This is a genomic window from Burkholderia sp. COPS, assembly GCF_019425585.1.
In the GTDB taxonomy this organism is placed as follows: Bacteria; Pseudomonadota; Gammaproteobacteria; order Burkholderiales; family Burkholderiaceae; genus Burkholderia; species Burkholderia cepacia.
This window is the reverse complement of the sequence record NZ_WIXR01000016.1, coordinates 123,356-141,709: the sequence shown is the minus strand read 5'-3', so window position 1 is coordinate 141,709 and position 18,354 is coordinate 123,356. Positions and strand designations below refer to the sequence as shown.

15 protein-coding genes are annotated in these 18,354 nt (G+C 67.6%); 10 read left to right on the top strand and 5 right to left on the bottom strand.

Annotated features, from left to right (window positions below; genetic code table 11):
- Window positions 1–85 precede the first annotated feature (85 nt).
- Window positions 86–1,453, top strand: a complete 1,368-nt coding sequence (locus FOZ70_RS15655; protein ID WP_048024431.1) for an amino acid permease — start codon at window positions 86–88, stop codon at window positions 1,451–1,453.
- 148 nt (window positions 1,454–1,601) lie between these two features.
- On the opposite strand, the gene FOZ70_RS15650 is transcribed toward FOZ70_RS15655, so the two are convergent.
- Complete coding sequence (locus tag FOZ70_RS15650) at window positions 1,602–1,763, bottom strand: hypothetical protein (protein WP_006476417.1); 162 nt, start codon at window positions 1,761–1,763, stop codon at window positions 1,602–1,604.
- A gap of 255 nt (window positions 1,764–2,018) precedes the next feature.
- Between FOZ70_RS15650 and FOZ70_RS15645 the strand changes: the two genes are divergently transcribed.
- Genes FOZ70_RS15645 through FOZ70_RS15635 form a run of 3 tightly spaced genes read left to right on the top strand, consistent with a single transcriptional unit; the run spans window position 2,019 to window position 5,518 of the window.
- Entirely contained in the window at window positions 2,019–3,062 is a 1,044-nt protein-coding gene (locus tag FOZ70_RS15645; RefSeq protein WP_021163380.1) for a Fe(3+) ABC transporter substrate-binding protein, read from the top strand.
- A gap of 43 nt (window positions 3,063–3,105) precedes the next feature.
- A complete protein-coding gene (locus FOZ70_RS15640; protein ID WP_258025640.1) occupies window positions 3,106–4,740 on the top strand; it encodes an iron ABC transporter permease in 1,635 nt (544 codons plus the stop codon).
- A 4-nt stretch (window positions 4,741–4,744) separates the two neighbouring features.
- Window positions 4,745–5,518 (top strand): ABC transporter ATP-binding protein, encoded by a 774-nt coding sequence (locus tag FOZ70_RS15635; protein WP_021159403.1) that lies wholly within the window; start codon window positions 4,745–4,747, stop codon window positions 5,516–5,518.
- Window positions 5,519–5,560: 42 nt separating this feature from the next.
- Here the strand turns inward: FOZ70_RS15635 and FOZ70_RS15630 are convergent, their stop codons facing one another.
- From FOZ70_RS15630 to FOZ70_RS15615, 4 genes are all read right to left on the bottom strand, one after another.
- Complete coding sequence (locus tag FOZ70_RS15630) at window positions 5,561–6,031, bottom strand: Lrp/AsnC family transcriptional regulator (RefSeq protein ID WP_006484401.1); 471 nt, start codon at window positions 6,029–6,031, stop codon at window positions 5,561–5,563.
- Window positions 6,032–6,275: 244 nt separating this feature from the next.
- Window positions 6,276–6,917, bottom strand: a complete 642-nt coding sequence (locus FOZ70_RS15625) for an NAD(P)H-binding protein (RefSeq protein ID WP_021159401.1) — start codon at window positions 6,915–6,917, stop codon at window positions 6,276–6,278.
- Between the two features lie 128 nt (window positions 6,918–7,045).
- Complete coding sequence (locus FOZ70_RS15620) at window positions 7,046–7,501, bottom strand: Rrf2 family transcriptional regulator (protein WP_021159400.1); 456 nt, start codon at window positions 7,499–7,501, stop codon at window positions 7,046–7,048.
- Between the two features lie 90 nt (window positions 7,502–7,591).
- Window positions 7,592–8,020, bottom strand: coding sequence for a hypothetical protein (locus FOZ70_RS15615; protein WP_021159399.1), 429 nt, complete (start codon window positions 8,018–8,020; stop codon window positions 7,592–7,594).
- 193 nt (window positions 8,021–8,213) lie between these two features.
- On the opposite strand from FOZ70_RS15615, the gene FOZ70_RS15610 reads away from it, so the two are divergent.
- The 6 genes from FOZ70_RS15610 to FOZ70_RS15585 all read left to right on the top strand — a co-directional run bounded on the left by FOZ70_RS15610 (window position 8,214) and on the right by FOZ70_RS15585 (window position 18,339).
- Complete coding sequence (locus FOZ70_RS15610) at window positions 8,214–8,549, top strand: hypothetical protein (protein ID WP_048024424.1); 336 nt, start codon at window positions 8,214–8,216, stop codon at window positions 8,547–8,549.
- Between the two features lie 263 nt (window positions 8,550–8,812).
- Window positions 8,813–10,006, top strand: a complete 1,194-nt coding sequence (locus FOZ70_RS15605; RefSeq protein ID WP_048024422.1) for an ammonium transporter — start codon at window positions 8,813–8,815, stop codon at window positions 10,004–10,006.
- Between the two features lie 159 nt (window positions 10,007–10,165).
- Window positions 10,166–12,130, top strand: coding sequence for an alkaline phosphatase PhoX (locus FOZ70_RS15600; RefSeq protein WP_021159396.1), 1,965 nt, complete (start codon window positions 10,166–10,168; stop codon window positions 12,128–12,130).
- Window positions 12,131–12,764: 634 nt separating this feature from the next.
- Window positions 12,765–13,589, top strand: coding sequence for an IclR family transcriptional regulator (locus tag FOZ70_RS15595; RefSeq protein WP_057056455.1), 825 nt, complete (start codon window positions 12,765–12,767; stop codon window positions 13,587–13,589).
- Window positions 13,590–13,842: 253 nt separating this feature from the next.
- Window positions 13,843–15,210 carry an MdtA/MuxA family multidrug efflux RND transporter periplasmic adaptor subunit gene (locus FOZ70_RS15590; protein ID WP_219706208.1) on the top strand — a complete coding sequence of 456 codons (1,368 nt, stop codon included), beginning with the start codon at window positions 13,843–13,845 and terminating at the stop codon, window positions 15,208–15,210.
- A 15-nt stretch (window positions 15,211–15,225) separates the two neighbouring features.
- Window positions 15,226–18,339, top strand: coding sequence for an MdtB/MuxB family multidrug efflux RND transporter permease subunit (locus FOZ70_RS15585; RefSeq protein WP_219706207.1), 3,114 nt, complete (start codon window positions 15,226–15,228; stop codon window positions 18,337–18,339).
- The last annotated feature ends 15 nt before the right edge of the window (window positions 18,340–18,354 follow it).

The window sequence follows — 18,354 nt, the reverse complement described above, 5'->3', positions numbered from 1 at the left end:
TTCACATTCAAGTTGTCTATACAACTTGAGGCAATCGGACCGGCCCCGCTCGCCCGGTCCGTCGCATAACGATATCGGAGACACGATGAAAAACTTGCAGCGCCACCTGAGCGCGCGGCACATCCGCTTTCTCGCGCTGGGTTCGGCGATCGGCACGGGCCTGTTCTACGGTTCGGCGTCCGCGATCCAGCTCGCGGGCCCGGCCGTGATCCTGGCGTACATCCTGGGCGGCGCGGCCGTCTACATGGTCATGCGCGCGCTCGGCGAGATGGCCGTGCGCGAACCCGTCGCCGGCTCGTTCGGCCACTATGCGACCGAGAACCTCGGCCCGTTTGCCGGCTTCGTCACCGGCTGGACCTACACGCTCGAAATGGTGATCGTCGCGATCGCCGACATCACCGCGTTCGGCATCTACATGGGCTTCTGGTTTCCGGACGTCCCGCAATGGATCTGGGTGCTCGGCGTCGTCGCGATCATCTGCGGGCTGAACCTGTGCCACGTGAAGGTGTTCGGCGAACTCGAGTTCTGGCTGTCGATCATCAAGGTCGGCGCGATCGTCGCGATGATCGGCGGCGGCGTGGCAATCCTGCTGACCGGCATGCACTTCGGCCATTCGGCCGACGTGCCGACGTTCGCGAACCTGTGGAACCATGGCGGCTTCCTGCCGAACGGCGTCGGCGGGCTAATCGCGTCGCTGTCGGTCGTGATCTTCGCGTACGGCGGGATCGAGGTGATCGGGATGAGCGCCGGCGAAGCCAAGGATCCGGAGCGCGTGATTCCGCGCGCGATCAACGCGGTGCCCGCGCGCATCCTGCTGTTCTACGTGCTGACGATGGTCGTGCTGATGTCGATCAGCCCGTGGACGGGTGTCGGCAGCGACGGCAGCCCGTTCGTGCAGATCTTCTCCGCGCTCGGCGTGAAGTCGGCCGCGACGATCCTCAACCTGGTCGTGATCAGCGCGGCGATCTCCGCGATCAACAGCGACATCTTCGGGGCGGGCCGGATGATGTTCGGGATGGCGCGCCAGGGCCAGGCGCCGCGCGTGCTGATGACGACGTCGCGGCACGGCGTGCCGTGGGTTACGGTGCTCGTGATGGCGGTCGCGCTGCTCGCCGGCGTGCTGCTCAACTACCTGATGCCGAAGGACGTGTTCCTGATGGTCGCGGCAATCGCGACGTTCGCGACCGTGTGGGTCTGGCTGATGATCCTGCTGTCGCAGGTCGCGATGCGCCGCCGGCTGTCGAGCGCCGAAGTCGCGGCGCTGAAGTTCAAGGTGCCGTTGTGGCCGGTCGCGCCGGCGCTGACGATCGCGTTCATGGGCTTCGTGATCGTGATGCTCGGCTGGTTCGAGGACACGCGTGTCGCGCTGTATGTCGGCGCGGCGTGGCTCGCGCTGCTCGCGGCCGTGTTCTACGCACGGATCCGCCCGAAATTCGCACCTGCGTCACGTTGACGCACGGCTGACCTGCGTACGCGGCGCGCCGGTTCCGGCGCCCGCTTCGTTCCCGGCTCCGCGCTGCATCAGCCGCGCCAGTAGCCGGGCACTCATCCCCTTCACATCGACGCCACGTGCGCGGCCCGCCGGGTCGCGCATCGGCTCGTCAGTGCGACGCGGCGCTCGCGGCCTCGGCCGGATGGGCTTCGTCGTACGCGTGCTTCTGCGAAATCGCGTTGTACAGGATCGTCCCGATCACGAGCAGCACGGCCACGACGATCAGGATGCTCACGTTGCGGACTGGGTTCTTCTTGCGCTGATCGTTCATGGTCGGGGCGATTCCGTCAAATTCATCGAAGCGGGCATTCTACGCGCTTGCGCCCGTCCCGCGACGCCCCGTTTCCGCTCCCCGCTTCCGCTCCCCTTTCCCGTCCTCCGCCTGCCCGCCGTTATCTTTCATTTGATAACGGTTCCCATTTCGATCTAGAATCCCGAGTCTTTCATTTTGTAATGTTCCAGGTCGATCGAGCGGCAGGCGCGCCCCGGAACGCTCCCTTCGTCCACCTGCCCCTCCGGAGTCTTCATGTCGAATCCGCGCACCCGCCTGCTGCCGCTCGCCGGCGCCCTCGCTCTTGCCGCCGCTGCCTTCGCGCCGCCGGCCCACGCGGCCGAGGAAGTCAGCCTGTACACCACCCGCGAACCGAAGCTGATCCAGCCGCTCATCGAGGCGTTCACCAAGCAGAGCGGCGTCAAGGTCAATACGGTGTTCGTGAAGGACGGCCTGCTCGAGCGCGTGAAGGCGGAAGGCGCGCAGTCGCCGGCCGACGTGCTGATGACGGTCGACGTCGGCAACCTGCTCGATCTCGTCGACGGCGGGCTGACGCAGCCGGTGCGCTCGAAGACGCTCGACGACGCGATTCCCGCGAACCTGCGCGGCGCGAACGGCGACTGGTACGCGCTGTCGCTGCGCGATCGCGTGCTGTACGTCGAGAAGGACCTGAAGGTCGATGCGTTCCGCTACGAGGATCTCGCCGATCCGAAATGGAAGGGCAAGGTCTGCATCCGCTCGGGCCAGCATCCGTACAACACGGCGCTCGTCGCGGCGATGATCGCGCACGACGGCGAAGCCGCGACCGAGAAATGGCTGCGCGGCGTGAAGGCGAACCTCGCGCGCAAGGCGACGGGCGGCGACCGCGACGTCGCACGCGACATCCTCGGCGGCATCTGCGACGTCGGCCTCGCGAATGCGTACTACGTCGGCCACATGAAGAATGCGGAGCCCGGCAGCGACGCACGCAAGTGGGGCGATGCGATCAAGGTCGTGCGGCCGACGTTCGCGAACGCGAAGAGCGGCGGCACGCACGTCAACATCAGCGGCGCGACGGTCGCGAAGCACGCGCCGCACAAGGCCAACGCGGTGAAGCTGCTCGAATACCTCGTGTCGCCGGAAGCGCAGGCGCTGTATGCGCAGGCGAACTACGAATACCCGGTACGCGCGAACGTGAAACTCGATCCGGTGATCGCCGGCTTCGGCACGCTGAAGATCGACCCGCTGCCGCTGGCGGACATCGCGAAGCATCGCAAGCAGGCGAGCCAGCTCGTCGACAAGGTCGGTTTTGACAACTGACGCAACCACCGCCGGCGCGCGCCGCGTGGCGTGCCGGCCGCGCCTGCTGCCGCGCGCGGGCAGCGTGTGGCTGCTCGCGGCGCTGGCGATCGCCGCGGCGGTCGCGGCGCCGCTCGCGGTGCTCGTGGCCGCCGCGTTCGACGCCGATCTCGCGCACTGGCGGCATCTCGCCGAATTCGTGCTGCCGCAGGCGCTCGTCAATACGCTGCTGCTACTCGCGGGCGTCGGCACGATCGTGTCGATCGTCGGCACCGGCTGCGCGTGGCTCGTCACCGCATACGACTTTCCCGGCCGCCGCGTGCTCACATGGACACTGCTGCTGCCGCTCGCGGTGCCCACCTACATCGTCGCGTTCGCATACCTCGACCTGCTGCACCCGATCGGCCCCGTACAGGGCGCGATCCGCTGGCTGCTCGGCTTCGACAGCCCGCGCCAGTTCCGCCTGCCCGACCTGCGCTCGCTGCCCGGCGCGATCTTCGTACTCGGTTTCGTGCTGTATCCCTATGTTTACCTGAGCACGCGCGCGATGTTCGTCACGCAGTCCGCGAGCCTGCTCGAAGCCGCACGCACGCTCGGCGCGGGACGCATCGCCGCCTTCTGGCGCGTCGTCGTGCCGCTCGCGCGGCCAGCGATCGCGGTCGGCGTGAGCCTCGCGCTGCTCGAAACGCTGAACGATATCGGCGCATCGGAATTCCTTGGCGTGCAGACGCTGACGGTATCCGTATACACGACATGGATCACGCGGTCCGATCTCGCCGGCGCCGCACAGATCGCGCTCGCGATGCTCGCGATCGTCGTGGGCATGATCGTGCTCGAACGCTACGGGCGCCGCCGCCAGCGCTATGCGCATGGCCGGCGCATGCGGCCGATCGCGCCGCGCCGCCTGACGGGTACGGCCGCATGGGGCGCCGCCGTGCTCGGCTGGCTGCCCGTGCTGCTCGGCTTCGGCGCGCCGGCCGCGTATCTCGCGGTCGAGACGGCCAAGCGGCTGCATCTCGTCGGCGGCGTGTCCGCGCAGCTGATGACGGGGCTCGCGAACACGCTGACGATCGCCACCGCCGCCACCGTCGCGACACTCGCGTGCGGGCTCGTCGTCGCATGGGCCGCGCGCGCGCAACGCGACAGCGCAGGCGCGGGCCCGGCCCGCCTGTGCGCGAGAATCGCGAGCCTTGGTTATGCGGTGCCCGGCACCGTGCTCGCGATCGGCCTGCTGATCCCGTTCGCGGCGGCCGACCGGCTGTTCGGCGCGGCACTCGGCCGCGACGGGCTGCTGCTGATGGGCTCGGCGGCCGCGCTCGTGATCGCCTACACGGTCCGTTTTCTCGCGATCCCGGCCGGCAGCATCGAGGCCGGCCTCGCGCGCATCCCCCCGTCGCTGGAACAGGCCGCGCGTTCGCTCGGCGAAACGGCCGGCGGCACGCTGCGCCGCGTGCACCTGCCGCTGCTGCGGCCCGCGCTCACCACGAGCGCACTGCTGGTGTTCGTCGACGCCATGAAGGAATTGCCGGCGACGCTGCTGCTGCGCCCGCTGAACTTCGACACGCTCGCCACCTGGCTGTATGCGGAAGCGGCGCGCGGCACCTACGAGGAAGGCGCGGTCGCCGCCCTCGCGATCGTGCTGGCCGGGCTCGTGCCCGTGATCCTGCTCGCCCGCACCCGCCACAAGATCGGAGCCTGACACCGTGAACCTGCTCGAACTCGATGACCTCTGCCTCGCCTACGACACGCCGCACGGCCGCCGCACGGTGGTCGACGGCCTGAGCCTTGCGCTGCCGCGCGGCGACATCGGCTGCCTGCTCGGTGCGTCGGGCTGCGGCAAGACCACCGTGCTGCGCGCGATCGCCGGCTTCGAACCGGTGCGCATGGGGCGCATCGTGCTGGACGGCGCGCCCGTCGCGGCGCCGTCGCTCGACGTGCCGCCCGAGCGGCGCCGCATCGGCATGATGTTCCAGGATTACGCGCTGTTTCCGCACCTCAGTGCGGCCGACAACGTCGCGTTCGGTTTGCGGCGCATGCCGAAGACCGAACGGCGCATGCGTGTCGCGGAAATGCTCGATCTGGTCGGCCTTGCCGATTCAGGCAGCGCCTATCCGCACGAGCTGTCGGGCGGCCAGCAGCAGCGCGTCGCGCTCGCCCGTGCGCTCGCGCCGTCACCGGAACTGCTGCTGCTCGACGAGCCGTTCTCGAATCTCGACGTCGATACGCGCGAGCGGCTCGCGTTCGAGCTGCGCGACATCCTGAAACGCACGGGCCACACCGCGATCCTCGTCACGCACAACCAGGCGGAAGCGTTCGCGATCGCCGACCGGATCGGCGTGATGAAGGATGGCCAGCTCGCGCAATGGGATACGCCGTACGCACTGCATCACCATCCGGCCAGCCCGTTCGTCGCGGATTTCGTGCGCCGCGACGCACTGGCCGACGAGCGCGCACGCGCACTGGCGCGCGGCCGCTGAACCCGCGGGCGCGCTGCACGCCCGCGCCGTTTCATTGCCGCGCTACGCCGGCTCGGCAAGGTCGCGCACGGGCAGCGCGGTCGAATACTTGATCTGCTCCATCGCGAACGACGAGCTGACGTCGAACAGCGGCACCGTACGAATCAGCTGCTTGTAGACGCGGTCGTAATCGTCGATGCCGGCCACCACGACGCGCAGCAGATAATCGGTCTCGCCGCTCATCCGGTACACCTCGACCACTTCCGGCATGTCGCGCACGGCCTGCGTGAACCGCTGCGCCCATTCCTCGGTGTGCTGGTTCGTCCGGATCGCGACGAACACGGTCGTGCCGACCCCAAGCTTGCGCGGATCGCACAGCGCAACCTGCGCGCGAATCGCGCCGGTTTCCTTGAGCCGCTGCACGCGCTTCCAGCACGGCGTCTGCGACAGGTTCACGCGCTGTGCCAGTTCCGCGATCGGCAGCGTGGCATCCGCCTGCAACAGCTCCAGCAGCTTGCGATCGATGGCGTCCATTTCTCCAGTCCCTCGTAGATAGAAATTTATTCTATTCATCCTGCACAACGGGGAACAATATGAAAACCGCCTCGCCGCGTCGACCAGTGTAAATACCGATCCGGTACACGTGCGGGTCGTGCGCGTCTGCCGGCACGCAGCCCGCTCCAGACGAAACAGGCGATCCCGCCCGTCAAGGTGGAATCGCCTGGCGTTCCTGCACGTCGCGGCCGGCCCGGCGCTCACGCGCCGGCCGGCGCGCCGCTCAATACGCGACCGTCGCGATCTCGCGCACGAAGCTGCCTTGCTCGAGCGCATCGACGAACGCGACCGCGTAGTCTTCCGTCGAGATCCTGCTGTTGCCCTGCGCATCCGCGATCAGCTTGCCGACGCCCGTGCGGAACGTGCCCGTGCGCTCGCCCGGGGCGATCATCGCGGCCGGCGCGAAGAACGTCCAGTCGAGATCGTCGACCGTCTTCAGGTAGGCGAGCGCATCGCGGTGCGCGAGCGCCTGCGCCTTGTACGCTTCAGGAAAGCCTTCGCTGTCGACCAGCTGCTTGCCCGGCGCGATTTCGAGCGAACCTGCACCGCCCACCACCACGAGCCGCTTCAAGCCCGCCTCGCGTGTGCCGGCGACCAGCGCTTTCGCGGCCGCGACGACCTTCGTCGCATCGTCCTGCTTCGGGCCGTACGCGCTCGCGACGACGTCATGACCCGGCAGCGCGGCCGCAATGCTGGCCGCGTCGAACAGGTCGGCCGCCTTCGCGGTGATGCCGTCGCCGGCCGCGCCGGGATGGCGCGACAGCGCGGTCACGCGATGGCCGCGTCGCACGGCTTCCGCGGCAATGCGCGAGCCGATCGTGCCGGTGGCGCCGAACAGCGCGATATTCAGGGTACGTTGCGTCATGTCGATTCTCCAGTAAGCAAAATATGTAACGATGTTAATTACATATAAGATCGAAAAAAACGGGGCAAAGCCCCCGTTGCGCCGGACACCGCGCATGCGCGCCGTCCGGCTTCCTGCCCTGCCGCCGGTTACCCGCCGGCGCGCACGTCATGTTGCGTACGCTGTTCCAGATCCAGCACGTCGGCCGTGACGTCGGCCAGCGTGCGCGTGGCAAGCGAGGCTTCCATCGCGCGCTGCGCGTCGCCGATGTAGTCGGTCAGCGCGCCCTGGATGTGCCGCCCGACGAGACACGCGGGATTCGGTGCCTCGCGGTGCAGCGCGAACAGTTGCGCATCGTCGACCGCACGATATACGTCGAGCAGCGTGATCGCACCGGGCTCGCGCGCCAGCAGCGCACCGCCGCCCGCGCCCAGCTGCGACGTGGTCAGCCCGGCAGCCGCCAGCATCGACAGCAGGCGGCGGATCAGCGCCGGGTTCGTGTTCACGCTGCCCGCGATGATGTCTGACGACAGCGGCACGCCTTCCTGCATCGACAGCAAGGCAAGCACGTGGACGGCAAACGCGAACCGGCTGCTGGTATTCATTCCTCACCCACTTGACGACGCCGGCCCATCCTGCGGCCGGCGACATGTGTAACCATCATAATTACAATTCGCGGATCATGCAAGCCCGCGTCACTCTCCGCTCGCGGGCTTGGCGCCCGACGCATTCTGCTGGCTCCACTGCTGGAGCTTCTTGCCGGCTTCGGCGATCTTCGCGCCGGCTTCGGAAGCCGCATGCGCGACGACCGCGGAAGCAGCCGCGTCGATCTGCGCCTGCGCGGCGGAGGCGAGGCCGCTCGCGGACAGCGGCGGCACGGCTGACGCCGCGGACGCGATGCCGGCCTTCGCGGCGTTGATCTGCTGGTTGACGGTGCTCGCCACCTGGTCGAGCGCCTTGGCCGCATTGTTCGCGGCATCGGCGGCCGCGCTCGCGGCCGTATCGGGTTGCGTGACCGGCGCACCGGACTTCTCGCAGCCCGCGAGCAACAGCAGCGCACCGGCGGCCACGGCCGCCAGTACGGACCCGGGCACGCGACGCGCCCGCGATGTCTTCATCTTCATCAGCAATCTCCGGCCGCGCGTGGCGCGGCCTCGTGGTTGGACCGACGTCGATGATACCGCCTGTTGAACAGGGCCAATCACGCCCCGCCATTAAAAATGGCTTTCAATTTCGGACTCGTCTGATTCAATCGCGCACGCGAGGACTCTAAAGTGGGCGAGCTTCAACCCGCTTCGGACGTGCCCCCTTTTTCTCATGGATTTCCTCGTCAACTGGCTCATCGCCCTGGCCGCGTTGCTCGCCGCCACCCTGTTCCTGTGTCTGCGCCCGCGGTCGGCGCACCGCCTGGCCGAATCCGGGCGCCCGCGCCGCGTCGCAGCCGCGCGCCTGCTCGCGCAGGCCGTGATCGGCTTCTGGACGGCCGCGCTGATCGTCGCGCAAGGCATCCTCGGCCCCGACGCCGACGGCCAGTCGCTCACGGGCTTCGCGGCGCTCGCGTTCGCCGCGCTCGGGCTGACAACCGTCGCCGCCTACTGGTCGGTGTGTGCGCTGCGGCTGCGGCGGCCGCCCCCGCTGTTCGCGCGCCACTGACGCGCCGGCTGGTGCGCCGCGCCGCACCATCGCGCACCACGCCGCACCAACCGGCTCGTCGCACGCACCAGTTCCGTACGCGTCGCACCACACACGTGCACCCGGCATCGCGCTCGGGCTGCGTCGGCTACGCCCTCTTCCCGTGCACGATTCATCGGAATGCCTCACCACGCGGCGCCCGGGCACCAACTCCATGCGGCGGCTCACCAAGTTGGCTCGATATTTGCATTCCTTGCCCGTTTTTTGCGCAAGGAAGCCACGGCATGGATGGTCTGAAATCCGGCGTCGACTCACTGTTCCTGTTGATCGGCGCCGTCATGGTGCTCGCGATGCACGCGGGCTTTGCATTTCTCGAACTCGGCACGGTCCGCAAGAAGAACCAGGTCAACGCGCTCGTGAAGATCCTGGTCGACTTCTCGGTGTCGACGCTCGCGTATTTCTTCATCGGCTACACGATCGCGTACGGCGTCGAGTTCTTCGACGACATCGGCACGCTGTCGCAGCACAACGGCTACGCGCTCGTGCGGTTCTTCTTCCTGCTGACCTTCGCGGCGGCCATTCCCGCGATCGTGTCCGGCGGCATCGCCGAGCGCGCGAAGTTCAATCCGCAGCTCGTCGCGACGCTGATCATCGTCGGCTTCATCTATCCGTTCTTCGAAGGGATCGCGTGGAACGAACGCTTCGGCGTGCAGGCCTGGCTCACGCACGCGTTCGGCGCGCCGTTCCACGATTTCGCGGGCTCCGTCGTCGTGCACGCGTTCGGCGGCTGGGTCGCGCTGCCGGCCGTACTGCTGCTCGGCGCGCGCCATGGCCGTTACGCGAAGGACGGCCGGATCGCCGCGCACCCGCCGTCGAACATCCCGTTCCTCGCGCTCGGCGCGTGGGTGCTCGCGGTCGGCTGGTTCGGCTTCAATGTGATGAGCGCGCAGACGCTCGACAAGATCAGCGGCCTCGTCGCCGTGAACTCGCTGATGGCGATGGTCGGCGGCACGCTCGCCGCATGGATGGCCGGCCGCAACGACCCGGGCTTCACGTACAACGGGCCGCTCGCGGGCCTCGTCGCGGTATGCGCGGGCTCCGACGTGATGCACCCGATCGGCGCACTCGTCACGGGCGCGGCCGCCGGCGCACTGTTCGTCGCGATGTTCACCTGCGTGCAGAACAAGTGGCGCATCGACGACGTACTCGGCGTGTGGCCGCTGCACGGCATGTGCGGCGCGCTTGGCGGCCTCGCGGCCGGCGTGTTCGGCCTGCCCGCGCTCGGCGGCCTCGGCGGCGTGTCGTTCATGTCACAGCTCGTCGGCACGCTCGGCGGCATCGCGATCGCGACCGCGGGCGGCACGCTCGTGTACGGTGCGCTGAAGGCGACCGTCGGGCTGCGCCTCGACCGCGAAGCCGAATTCGACGGCGCGGACCTGTCGATCCACCGCATCTCGGCAACGCCCGAACGCGATTGAGCCCCTGACGAACGCCCGGCTCGCCATTACGTTTTCAATTCAAAAAACTTTCATCGAGCGTCCTTACACTTCCGTCCAGTTTTCAATTTGCCTTCGTGGAGCTTGCCGAGCGCCTGCTTCGCGAAGGCCATTCTTCCAACAACTGAAACTGGACTCCACATGCCCGCGTTGCCCAATGCTTCCCGTCGTCAGGCCCTGAAGATCCTCGCCGGCGCGCCGATGCTTCCCCTTTCCGGCCTCGCGCTGCCGGCCCTGCTGACGGGTTGCGGCGGCGACGACAATCCGGCGTCGACGCCGGCCCCGGTCGCCGCCGCGTACACGTCGGCGACGTTCTCGGCGATGGCCGCACCGACGCTCGACAACGCGGCCGCGATGGCCACGACGACGGTCGGCTCGACGCTGTCGGTGTCGTTCTCGGACGGTTCGGCGCGCAACTTCAAGCTGGCGTACCGGCCGTTCTTCGTGACGGGCGACATGGTGCCGGACGGCAAGGGCGGCACGACGCTCGCGGGCGGCTACTACGACATCAACAACCAGCCGATCATCGACCGCTCGGTTGCCGGCAAGGAGCGCCAGTTCTATTCCGACTGCCCGGACGGCAGCTCGCTGCTGACGCTGAAGAACGCGAACGTGCCCGGCGTGAAAGGCAACACGGTGTTCGCCGTCGTGCAGTTCGAATACACGACGCGCGACCAGGCGAGCGCATCGCAGTACGGCCAGCTGCCGTCGCCGATCGCGGTGCTGACGCTCGACCAGGATCCGGCCAACGGCGCGCTGAAGGTCGTCAAGTACCACAACGTCGACACGTCGAAGGCGCACGGCCTGTGGATCACGTGCGGCGCGAGCCTGTCGCCGTGGGGCACGCACCTGTCGAGCGAGGAGTACGAGCCGGACGCGACCAAGGCCGCGACCGACGCGCAGTTCAAGGCGTTCAGCAAGAACACGTTCGGCGACGAGACGAAGGCGAACCCCTACCACTACGGCCACCTGCCCGAGATCACCGTGAATCCCGACGGCACGGGCACCGTGAAGAAGCACTATTGCCTCGGCCGCATCTCGCACGAGCTGATCCAGGTGATGCCGGACCAGCGCACCGTGATGATGGGTGACGACGCCACCAACGGCGGCCTGTTCATGTTCGTCGCCGACAAGGCCGCCGACCTGTCGGCCGGCACGCTGTATGTCGCGAAGTGGACGCAGACCTCGTCGGCTGGCGCCGGCACCGCGACGCTCACGTGGATCAGGATCGGCCACGCGACGAGCAGCGAGATCGAGGCGCTCGCGAACACGTTGAAGGCATCGGACATCATGGACCTGGTGACCACCGACCCGAACGATGCGAGCTACACGAAGGTCCACTTCGGCGGCAAGTTCAACTGGATGCGCGTGAAGCCGGGGATGGAAAAGGCGGCCGCGTTCCTCGAGACGCACCGCTACGCGGCACTGCTCGGCGGCAGCATGGGCTTCACGAAGCTCGAAGGCACGACCGTGAACGCGAAGGACAAGATCGTCTACACGGCGATGTCGCGGATCGAGACGTCGATGGTCAAGGGCAATGCGGCGTCGCGCGACGTCGCGGTCGACAAGAAGATCGCCGCGGGCGCCGTCTATGCGCTGAACCTGAAGGGCAGCCAGCGCGACACGACGGGCAGCGCGATCGACAGCGAATGGGTGCCGGTCGACATGGGCGCGCCGGCCGCGCTCGTCGGCGAGGATCTCGCCGCGGCCGACGGGCTCGGCAACCTCGCGAACCCGGACAAGATCGCGAACCCGGACAACCTGAAGTTCTCCGAAAAGCTGCGCACGCTCTTCATCGGCGAAGACTCGGGCATGCACGTGAACAACTTCCTGTGGGCCTACAACGTCGACACGAAGTCGCTGGTGCGCGTGCTGTCGTGCCCGGCCGGCGCGGAATCGACGGGCCTGCACGCGGTCGACGAGATCAACGGCTGGACGTACATCATGAGCAACTTCCAGCACGCGGGCGACTGGGAATCGCCGCTGCACGACAAGGTCAAGCCGACGCTCGACCCGCTCGTGCGCGCGAACTTCAAGGACCGCTTCGGCGCGAGCGTCGGCTACCTGACGGCCGAGCAGACCAGCATCAAGCTCGCGAAGGCCTGACCGGGCCGCGCGAGGAGGCGCCGCCCGCCGGCCGGGTGCCCGGCCGGGGGCGTCCCTGACCGGGCGTCCCTGACCGAACGTCCCTTTCTTCATCACCGATCATTCGTCGGCGCTCCACGCCGTTTGATGCGCGATGCCCAGTGCGGACATCGCGCTTTTTTTTGCGCGTGCGAATCGCGTCAGGCGCACGCGCGAGCAGACGCCGCGCGGGTAAAAACGGGGGGTTTCGACGATCGGGGGATAATACGGGCCTGACGCGTCCGGGCGGGCGAGCAGGAAAACGGGCAAAAAAAAGCGCCACGGAGACCGTGGCGCTAAAAAAGTTCTAGCCATTCCGAGGGCCGTGCTAGAACCTGAGAGACTGCGCGAAACATCGTTGCCGGTTAAACTCTTGAAACGATGTTTCGAAAACGTGAGACATTCTTTCCGTTTCCGCCCGACAAGTCAAGCGGTATTTGCACCGGTTCATGCACTTTCTGGCAACGCTCATTTGAGCGTTTTCCTAATAAACCAAGGGTGAACTCGTAAAATCTCATCCCATGACCGGTTCACCCACGGAACATGCATCCTTTGACAATAGTCCTACAAAACCAACAAAATTGAAATCGAGTTTCGGAAATAGAGAGAATCCCTCGTGTCGACCACTGTAACCCCTCCCGCGTCGCGGGACCGTGAATCCTCGCCCGACGAAATCACCGCCCTCGCCCGCGGCCTCGCGGTGCTGCGCCGCATCGCGGCTGCCGACGCGCCCGTCAGCAACCGCGAGCTGACCGAACTGACCGGCATCCCGAAGCCGACCGTCTCGCGCATCACCGCGACGCTCGTCAGCGCCGGCTTCCTGTTCCAGTTGCCCGACAGCGAGCGCTTCGTGCTCACCGCGTCGGTGCTCGAATTGAGCCACGGCTTCCTGCGCAACTTCGACATCCGCGCGCGCTCGCGGCCGTTCATGATCGAGCTGGCCGAACGCACGTCGCTGTCCGTGCACCTCGCGGTGCGCGACCGGCTCGACATGGTCGCGATCGACGTGATCCGGCCGCGCTCGGCCGTGCTCGTCACGCGTCTCGAGATCGGCTCGCGGATGGACATCGCACGCACCGCGGTCGGCCGTGCGTATCTCGCGGCACTCGAGGACGACGAACGCCGCCTGCTGCTCGAGTCGCTGCGCACCACGGCCGGCGACGACTGGCCGCACGTGTCCGCGCGCCTGACCCCCGCGCTGGACGACGCGATGCGCGACGGTTGCGCGATCGCGATCGGCGAATGGCGCGAGGGCCTGAATGCGGTGGCGGCCGGTTTCGTCGGCCCGTCGGGGCAGCGCTATTCGGTGAATTGCGGCGGCGCGTCGCACCAGTGCCCGCCCGAATGGCTGCACGAACACGTGGTACCCGCGCTGCACGAATGCATCGCGAAAATCACCCGCGAGATCGGCGGCGCACCGGCCCGGCGGCACGCCGTGTAATCGATTCGTCATCGTCCAATTGCGTTCTGTAACGACCGTAACCCGTTGAAAGATAGTCCACTGGACTGTAACGGGGACGGGACGTAGGATCATGCCCATCGTCGCGCCGCCTTCGCGGTGCGCACCGCTCTTTTCCCGCGCAGGCCGGCGGGGCCCCGGACCGAGCCGGGCGCCCCCTCCCGGCACCGCCCGCCCACGCGCAGCCCAGCAGTCTGATTTCCGGCACGCCGCGCCGTCTTCCTGACAGAACACGATGGATAACGAACAAAAGCCCACGCCTCCTTCGAACGACCCCGCGTCTCCCGCCGCACGACGCCCGCGCCGCACGCTGATGGCCGGGGCGCTCGCGGTCGTCGTCATCGGCGGCCTGCTGTGGTGGCACCCGTGGAACCGCACGCCGGCGGCCGGCAGTGCCGCGACGGGCGCGGGTGCAAGCGCCGCTGGTGGCGGCGGCCACCGCGGCCGAGGCGGCCCCGCCGCGATGGCGAACATTCCGCAGCCCGTGCAGGTCGCGACCGCGACGCAGGGCGAAATGCCGATCGTGCTGTCCGCGCTCGGCACCGTCACGCCGCTCGCGAACGTGACGGTCAAGACGCAGCTGTCGGGCTACCTGCAGTCGGTCTCGTTCCAGGAAGGCCAGATCGTCAGGAAAGGCGACGTGCTCGCGCAGATCGACCCGCGCCCGTACCAAGTCGCGCTCGAGAACGCCGAAGGCACGCATGCGCGCGACGCGGCACTGCTCGCGACGGCCCGCCTCGACCTGAAGCGCTACCAGACGCTGCTGTCGCAGGATTCGATCGCGTCGCAGACGGTCGATACGCAGGCCTCACTCGTCAAGCAATACGAAGGTGCGGTGAAGACCGACCAGGCCGCGATCGATTCCGCGAAGCTGAACCTCATGTATGCGCGCATCACCGCGCCGGTGTCGGGCCGCGTCGGCCTGCGCCAGGTCGACCCCGGCAACTACGTGACGCCGGGCGATACCAACGGCATCGTCGTGATCACGCAGTTGCAGCCGATGAGCGTGATCTTCACGACGTCGGAAGACAACCTGCCGCAGATCCTCAAGCAGGTGAACGCGGGCCAGAAGCTGTCGGTCACCGCGTACAACCGCAACAACACGGTGCCGCTCGAGACGGGCTCGCTCGCGACGCTCGACAACCAGATCGACACGAGCACGGGCACGGTCAAGCTGCGCGCGAACTTCGATAACAAGGAAGGCATGCTGTTCCCGAATCAGTTCGTGAACACGCGGCTGCTCGTCGACGTGATGCGCAACGCGACGATCGTGCCGACCTCCGCCGTGCTGACCGGCTCGATCGGCCAGTTCGTCTACGTCGTGAAACCCGACAACACGGTGACGGTGCGCAAGGTCACGGTCGGCCCGGTCGACGGCGAACGCACGAGCATCGTCAGCGGCGTGTCGCTCGGCGAACGCGTGGTGACCGACGGCTCCGACCGCCTGCGCGAAGGCGCGAAGATCTCGATCCCGGCCGACAAGCCGAAAGGCGCGTCGGGCGCGCGCGGCGCCGGTGCGGCGTCGGGTGCATCGGGCGCCGGCGGCCAGCGCGGCGGACACCGGCACGGCGCGTCGCAGGCAGCGGCCCCCGCGGCCCAGTAACGCGCGGGCCGCTCGATGAATCCATCCCGCCTTTTCATTCTCCGGCCGGTCGGCACCGCCCTCCTGATGGCGGCGATCATGCTGGCCGGTCTCGTCGCGCTGCGCTTCCTGCCGCTCGCCGCGCTGCCGGAAGTCGACTATCCGACGATCCAGGTCCAGACCTTCTACCCGGGCGCGAGCCCGGAAGTGATGACCTCGTCGGTCACCGCGCCGCTCGAACGGCAGTTCGGGCAGATGCCGTCGCTGAACCAGATGTCGTCGCAGAGTTCGGCCGGCTCGTCCGTGATCACGCTGCAGTTCTCGCTCGACCTGCCGCTCGACATCGCCGAACAGGAAGTGCAGGCCGCGATCAACGCGGCCGGCAACCTGCTGCCGTCCGACCTCCCCGCCCCGCCGATCTATGCGAAGGTCAACCCGGCCGACGCGCCGGTGATCACGCTCGCCGTCACGTCGAAGACGCTGCCGCTCACGCAGGTGCAGGACCTCGCCGACACGCGCCTCGCGATGAAGATCTCGCAGATCGCGGGCGTCGGCCTCGTCAGCCTGTCGGGCGGCAACCGCCCGGCCGTGCGGATCCAGGCGAACCCGACCGCGCTCGCGAAGTACGGGATGAACCTCGACGACCTGCGCACGACGATCTCGAACCTGAACGTGAACACGCCGAAGGGCAACTTCGACGGCCCGACGCGCGCGTACACGATCAACGCGAACGACCAGCTCACGAGCGCCGATCAATACAACAGCGCGGTCGTCGCGTACAAGGGCGGCCGCCCGGTGATGCTCACCGACGTCGCGACGGTCGTCGCCGGCTCGGAGAACACCAAGCTCGGCGCGTGGGTGAATTCGGAACCCGCGATCATCCTGAACGTGCAGCGCCAGCCGGGCGCGAACGTGATCGCGACCGTCGACGCGATCAAGGCGCAGTTGCCGAAGCTGCAGGAAACGCTGCCGGCCGCGCTCGACGTGCAGATCGTCACCGACCGTACGACGATGATCCGCGCCGCCGTGCGCGACGTGCAGTTCGAGCTGCTGGTCGCGGTCGGGCTCGTCGTGCTCGTGATGTACCTGTTCCTCGCGAACATCTACGCGACGATCATCCCGAGCCTGTCGGTGCCGCTGTCGCTGATCGGCACGCTCGCGGTGATGTACATGGCCGGCTTCTCGCTGAACAACCTGTCGCTGATGGCGCTCACCATCGCGACCGGCTTCGTCGTCGACGACGCGATCGTGATGATCGAGAACATCGCGCGCTACGTCGAGGAAGGCGAATCGGGGCTCGAGGCCGCGCTGAAGGGCTCGAAGCAGATCGGCTTCACGATCATCTCGCTGACGGTGTCGCTGATCGCGGTGCTGATCCCGCTGCTGTTCATGGGCGACGTGGTCGGGCGCCTCTTCCATGAATTCGCGATCACGCTCGCGGTGACGATCGTGATCTCGGCGATCGTGTCGCTCACGCTCGTGCCGATGATGTGCGCGAAGCTGCTGCGCCATTCGCCGCCGCCCGAGAGCCACCGCTTCGAGGCGCGCGTGCACCAGGCGATCGACTGGGTGATCGCGCGCTACGCGGTCGCGCTCGAATGGGTGCTGAACCGCCAGCGCTCGACGCTCGTCGTCGCGCTGCTGACGCTCGCGCTGACGGGCCTGCTGTACGTGTACGTGCCGAAGGGCTTCTTCCCCGCGCAGGACACCGGCGTGATCCAGGCGATCACGCAGGCGCCGCAGTCGATCTCGTACGGCGCGATGGCCGAGCGCCAGCAGACGCTCGCGGCCGAGATCCTGAAGGATCCGAACGTCGTGAGCCTCACGTCGTTCATCGGCGTCGACGGCAGCAACATCACGCTGAACAGCGGCCGGATGCTGATCAACCTGAAGGCGCGCGACGAACGCACCGAAACCGCCGCGCAGATCATCCGCGACCTGCAGCAGCGCGTCGCGAACATCACCGGGATCTCGCTGTTCATGCAGCCGGTGCAGGATCTGACGATCGACTCGACCGTCAGCCCGACGCAGTACCAGTTCATGCTGACGAGCCCGAACTCGGAAGAGTTCGCGACCTGGGTACCGAAGCTCGTCGCGCGGCTGCAGCAGGAGCCGTCGCTCGCCGACGTCGCGACCGACCTGCAGAGCAACGGCCAGTCCGTCTACATCGAGATCGACCGCGCGAGCGCCGCGCGCTTCGGCATCACGCCGGCGACCGTCGACAACGCGCTGTACGACGCGTTCGGCCAGCGCATCGTGTCGACGATCTTCACGCAGTCGAACCAGTACCGCGTGATTCTCGAATCGGAGCCGAAGGAGCAGCACTACGCGCAATCGCTGAACGACATCTACCTGCCGTCGGCGGGCGGCGGCCAGGTGCCGCTGGCGTCGATCGCGTCGTTCCACGAACGGCCGTCGCCGCTCCTGGTCGCGCACCTGTCGCAGTTCCCGTCGACCACCGTCTCGTTCAACCTCGCGGCGGGTGCGTCGCTCGGCGAGGCGGTCAAGGCGATCGACGCCGCCGAGAAGGACATCGGTCTGCCCGCGTCGTTCCAGACGCGCTTCCAGGGCGCGGCGCTCGCGTTCCAGGCATCGCTGTCGAACCAGCTGTTCCTGATCCTCGCGGCGGTCGTCACGATGTACATCGTGCTCGGCGTGCTGTACGAGAGCTACATCCACCCAATCACGATCCTGTCGACGCTGCCGTCGGCCGGCGTCGGCGCGTTGCTTGCGCTGATGATCACCGGGCACGACCTCGACATCATCGGGATCATCGGCATCGTGCTGCTGATCGGTATCGTGAAGAAGAACGCGATCATGATGATCGACTTCGCGCTCGAGGCCGAACGTGTCGAAGGCAAGCCGCCGCGCGAGGCGATCTACCAGGCGTGCCTGCTGCGCTTTAGGCCGATCCTGATGACGACGCTCGCCGCGCTGCTCGGCGCGGTGCCGCTGATCGTCGGCGCCGGCGCGGGCTCCGAGCTGCGCCAGCCGCTCGGGGTCGCGATCGCCGGCGGCCTGATCGTGTCGCAGGTGCTGACGCTGTTCACGACGCCCGTGATCTACCTCGGCTTCGACTCGCTCGCGCGCCGCGTGCGCGGCTGGTTCGAGCGCCACGGCCCGCAAGCCGGCTCGCGCACGGATGCGTAAATGACACGACCCTCA

What these genes read in the sequence shown, in the direction of transcription:
- FOZ70_RS15655 (WP_048024431.1), top strand. Translation starts at nt 86, where the DNA reads ATGAAAAACTTGCAGCGCCACCTGAGCGCGCGGCACATCCGCTTTCTC.
- FOZ70_RS15605 (WP_048024422.1), top strand. Translation starts at nt 8,813, where the DNA reads ATGGATGGTCTGAAATCCGGCGTCGACTCACTGTTCCTGTTGATCGGC.
- FOZ70_RS15590 (WP_219706208.1), top strand. Translation starts at nt 13,843, where the DNA reads ATGGATAACGAACAAAAGCCCACGCCTCCTTCGAACGACCCCGCGTCT.
- FOZ70_RS15645 (WP_021163380.1), top strand. Translation starts at nt 2,019, where the DNA reads ATGTCGAATCCGCGCACCCGCCTGCTGCCGCTCGCCGGCGCCCTCGCT.
- FOZ70_RS15620 (WP_021159400.1), bottom strand. Translation starts at nt 7,501, where the DNA reads ATGAATACCAGCAGCCGGTTCGCGTTTGCCGTCCACGTGCTTGCCTTG.
- FOZ70_RS15610 (WP_048024424.1), top strand. Translation starts at nt 8,214, where the DNA reads ATGGATTTCCTCGTCAACTGGCTCATCGCCCTGGCCGCGTTGCTCGCC.
- FOZ70_RS15650 (WP_006476417.1), bottom strand. Translation starts at nt 1,763, where the DNA reads ATGAACGATCAGCGCAAGAAGAACCCAGTCCGCAACGTGAGCATCCTG.
- FOZ70_RS15630 (WP_006484401.1), bottom strand. Translation starts at nt 6,031, where the DNA reads ATGGACGCCATCGATCGCAAGCTGCTGGAGCTGTTGCAGGCGGATGCC.
- FOZ70_RS15625 (WP_021159401.1), bottom strand. Translation starts at nt 6,917, where the DNA reads ATGACGCAACGTACCCTGAATATCGCGCTGTTCGGCGCCACCGGCACG.
- FOZ70_RS15585 (WP_219706207.1), top strand. Translation starts at nt 15,226, where the DNA reads ATGAATCCATCCCGCCTTTTCATTCTCCGGCCGGTCGGCACCGCCCTC.
- FOZ70_RS15615 (WP_021159399.1), bottom strand. Translation starts at nt 8,020, where the DNA reads ATGAAGATGAAGACATCGCGGGCGCGTCGCGTGCCCGGGTCCGTACTG.
- FOZ70_RS15600 (WP_021159396.1), top strand. Translation starts at nt 10,166, where the DNA reads ATGCCCGCGTTGCCCAATGCTTCCCGTCGTCAGGCCCTGAAGATCCTC.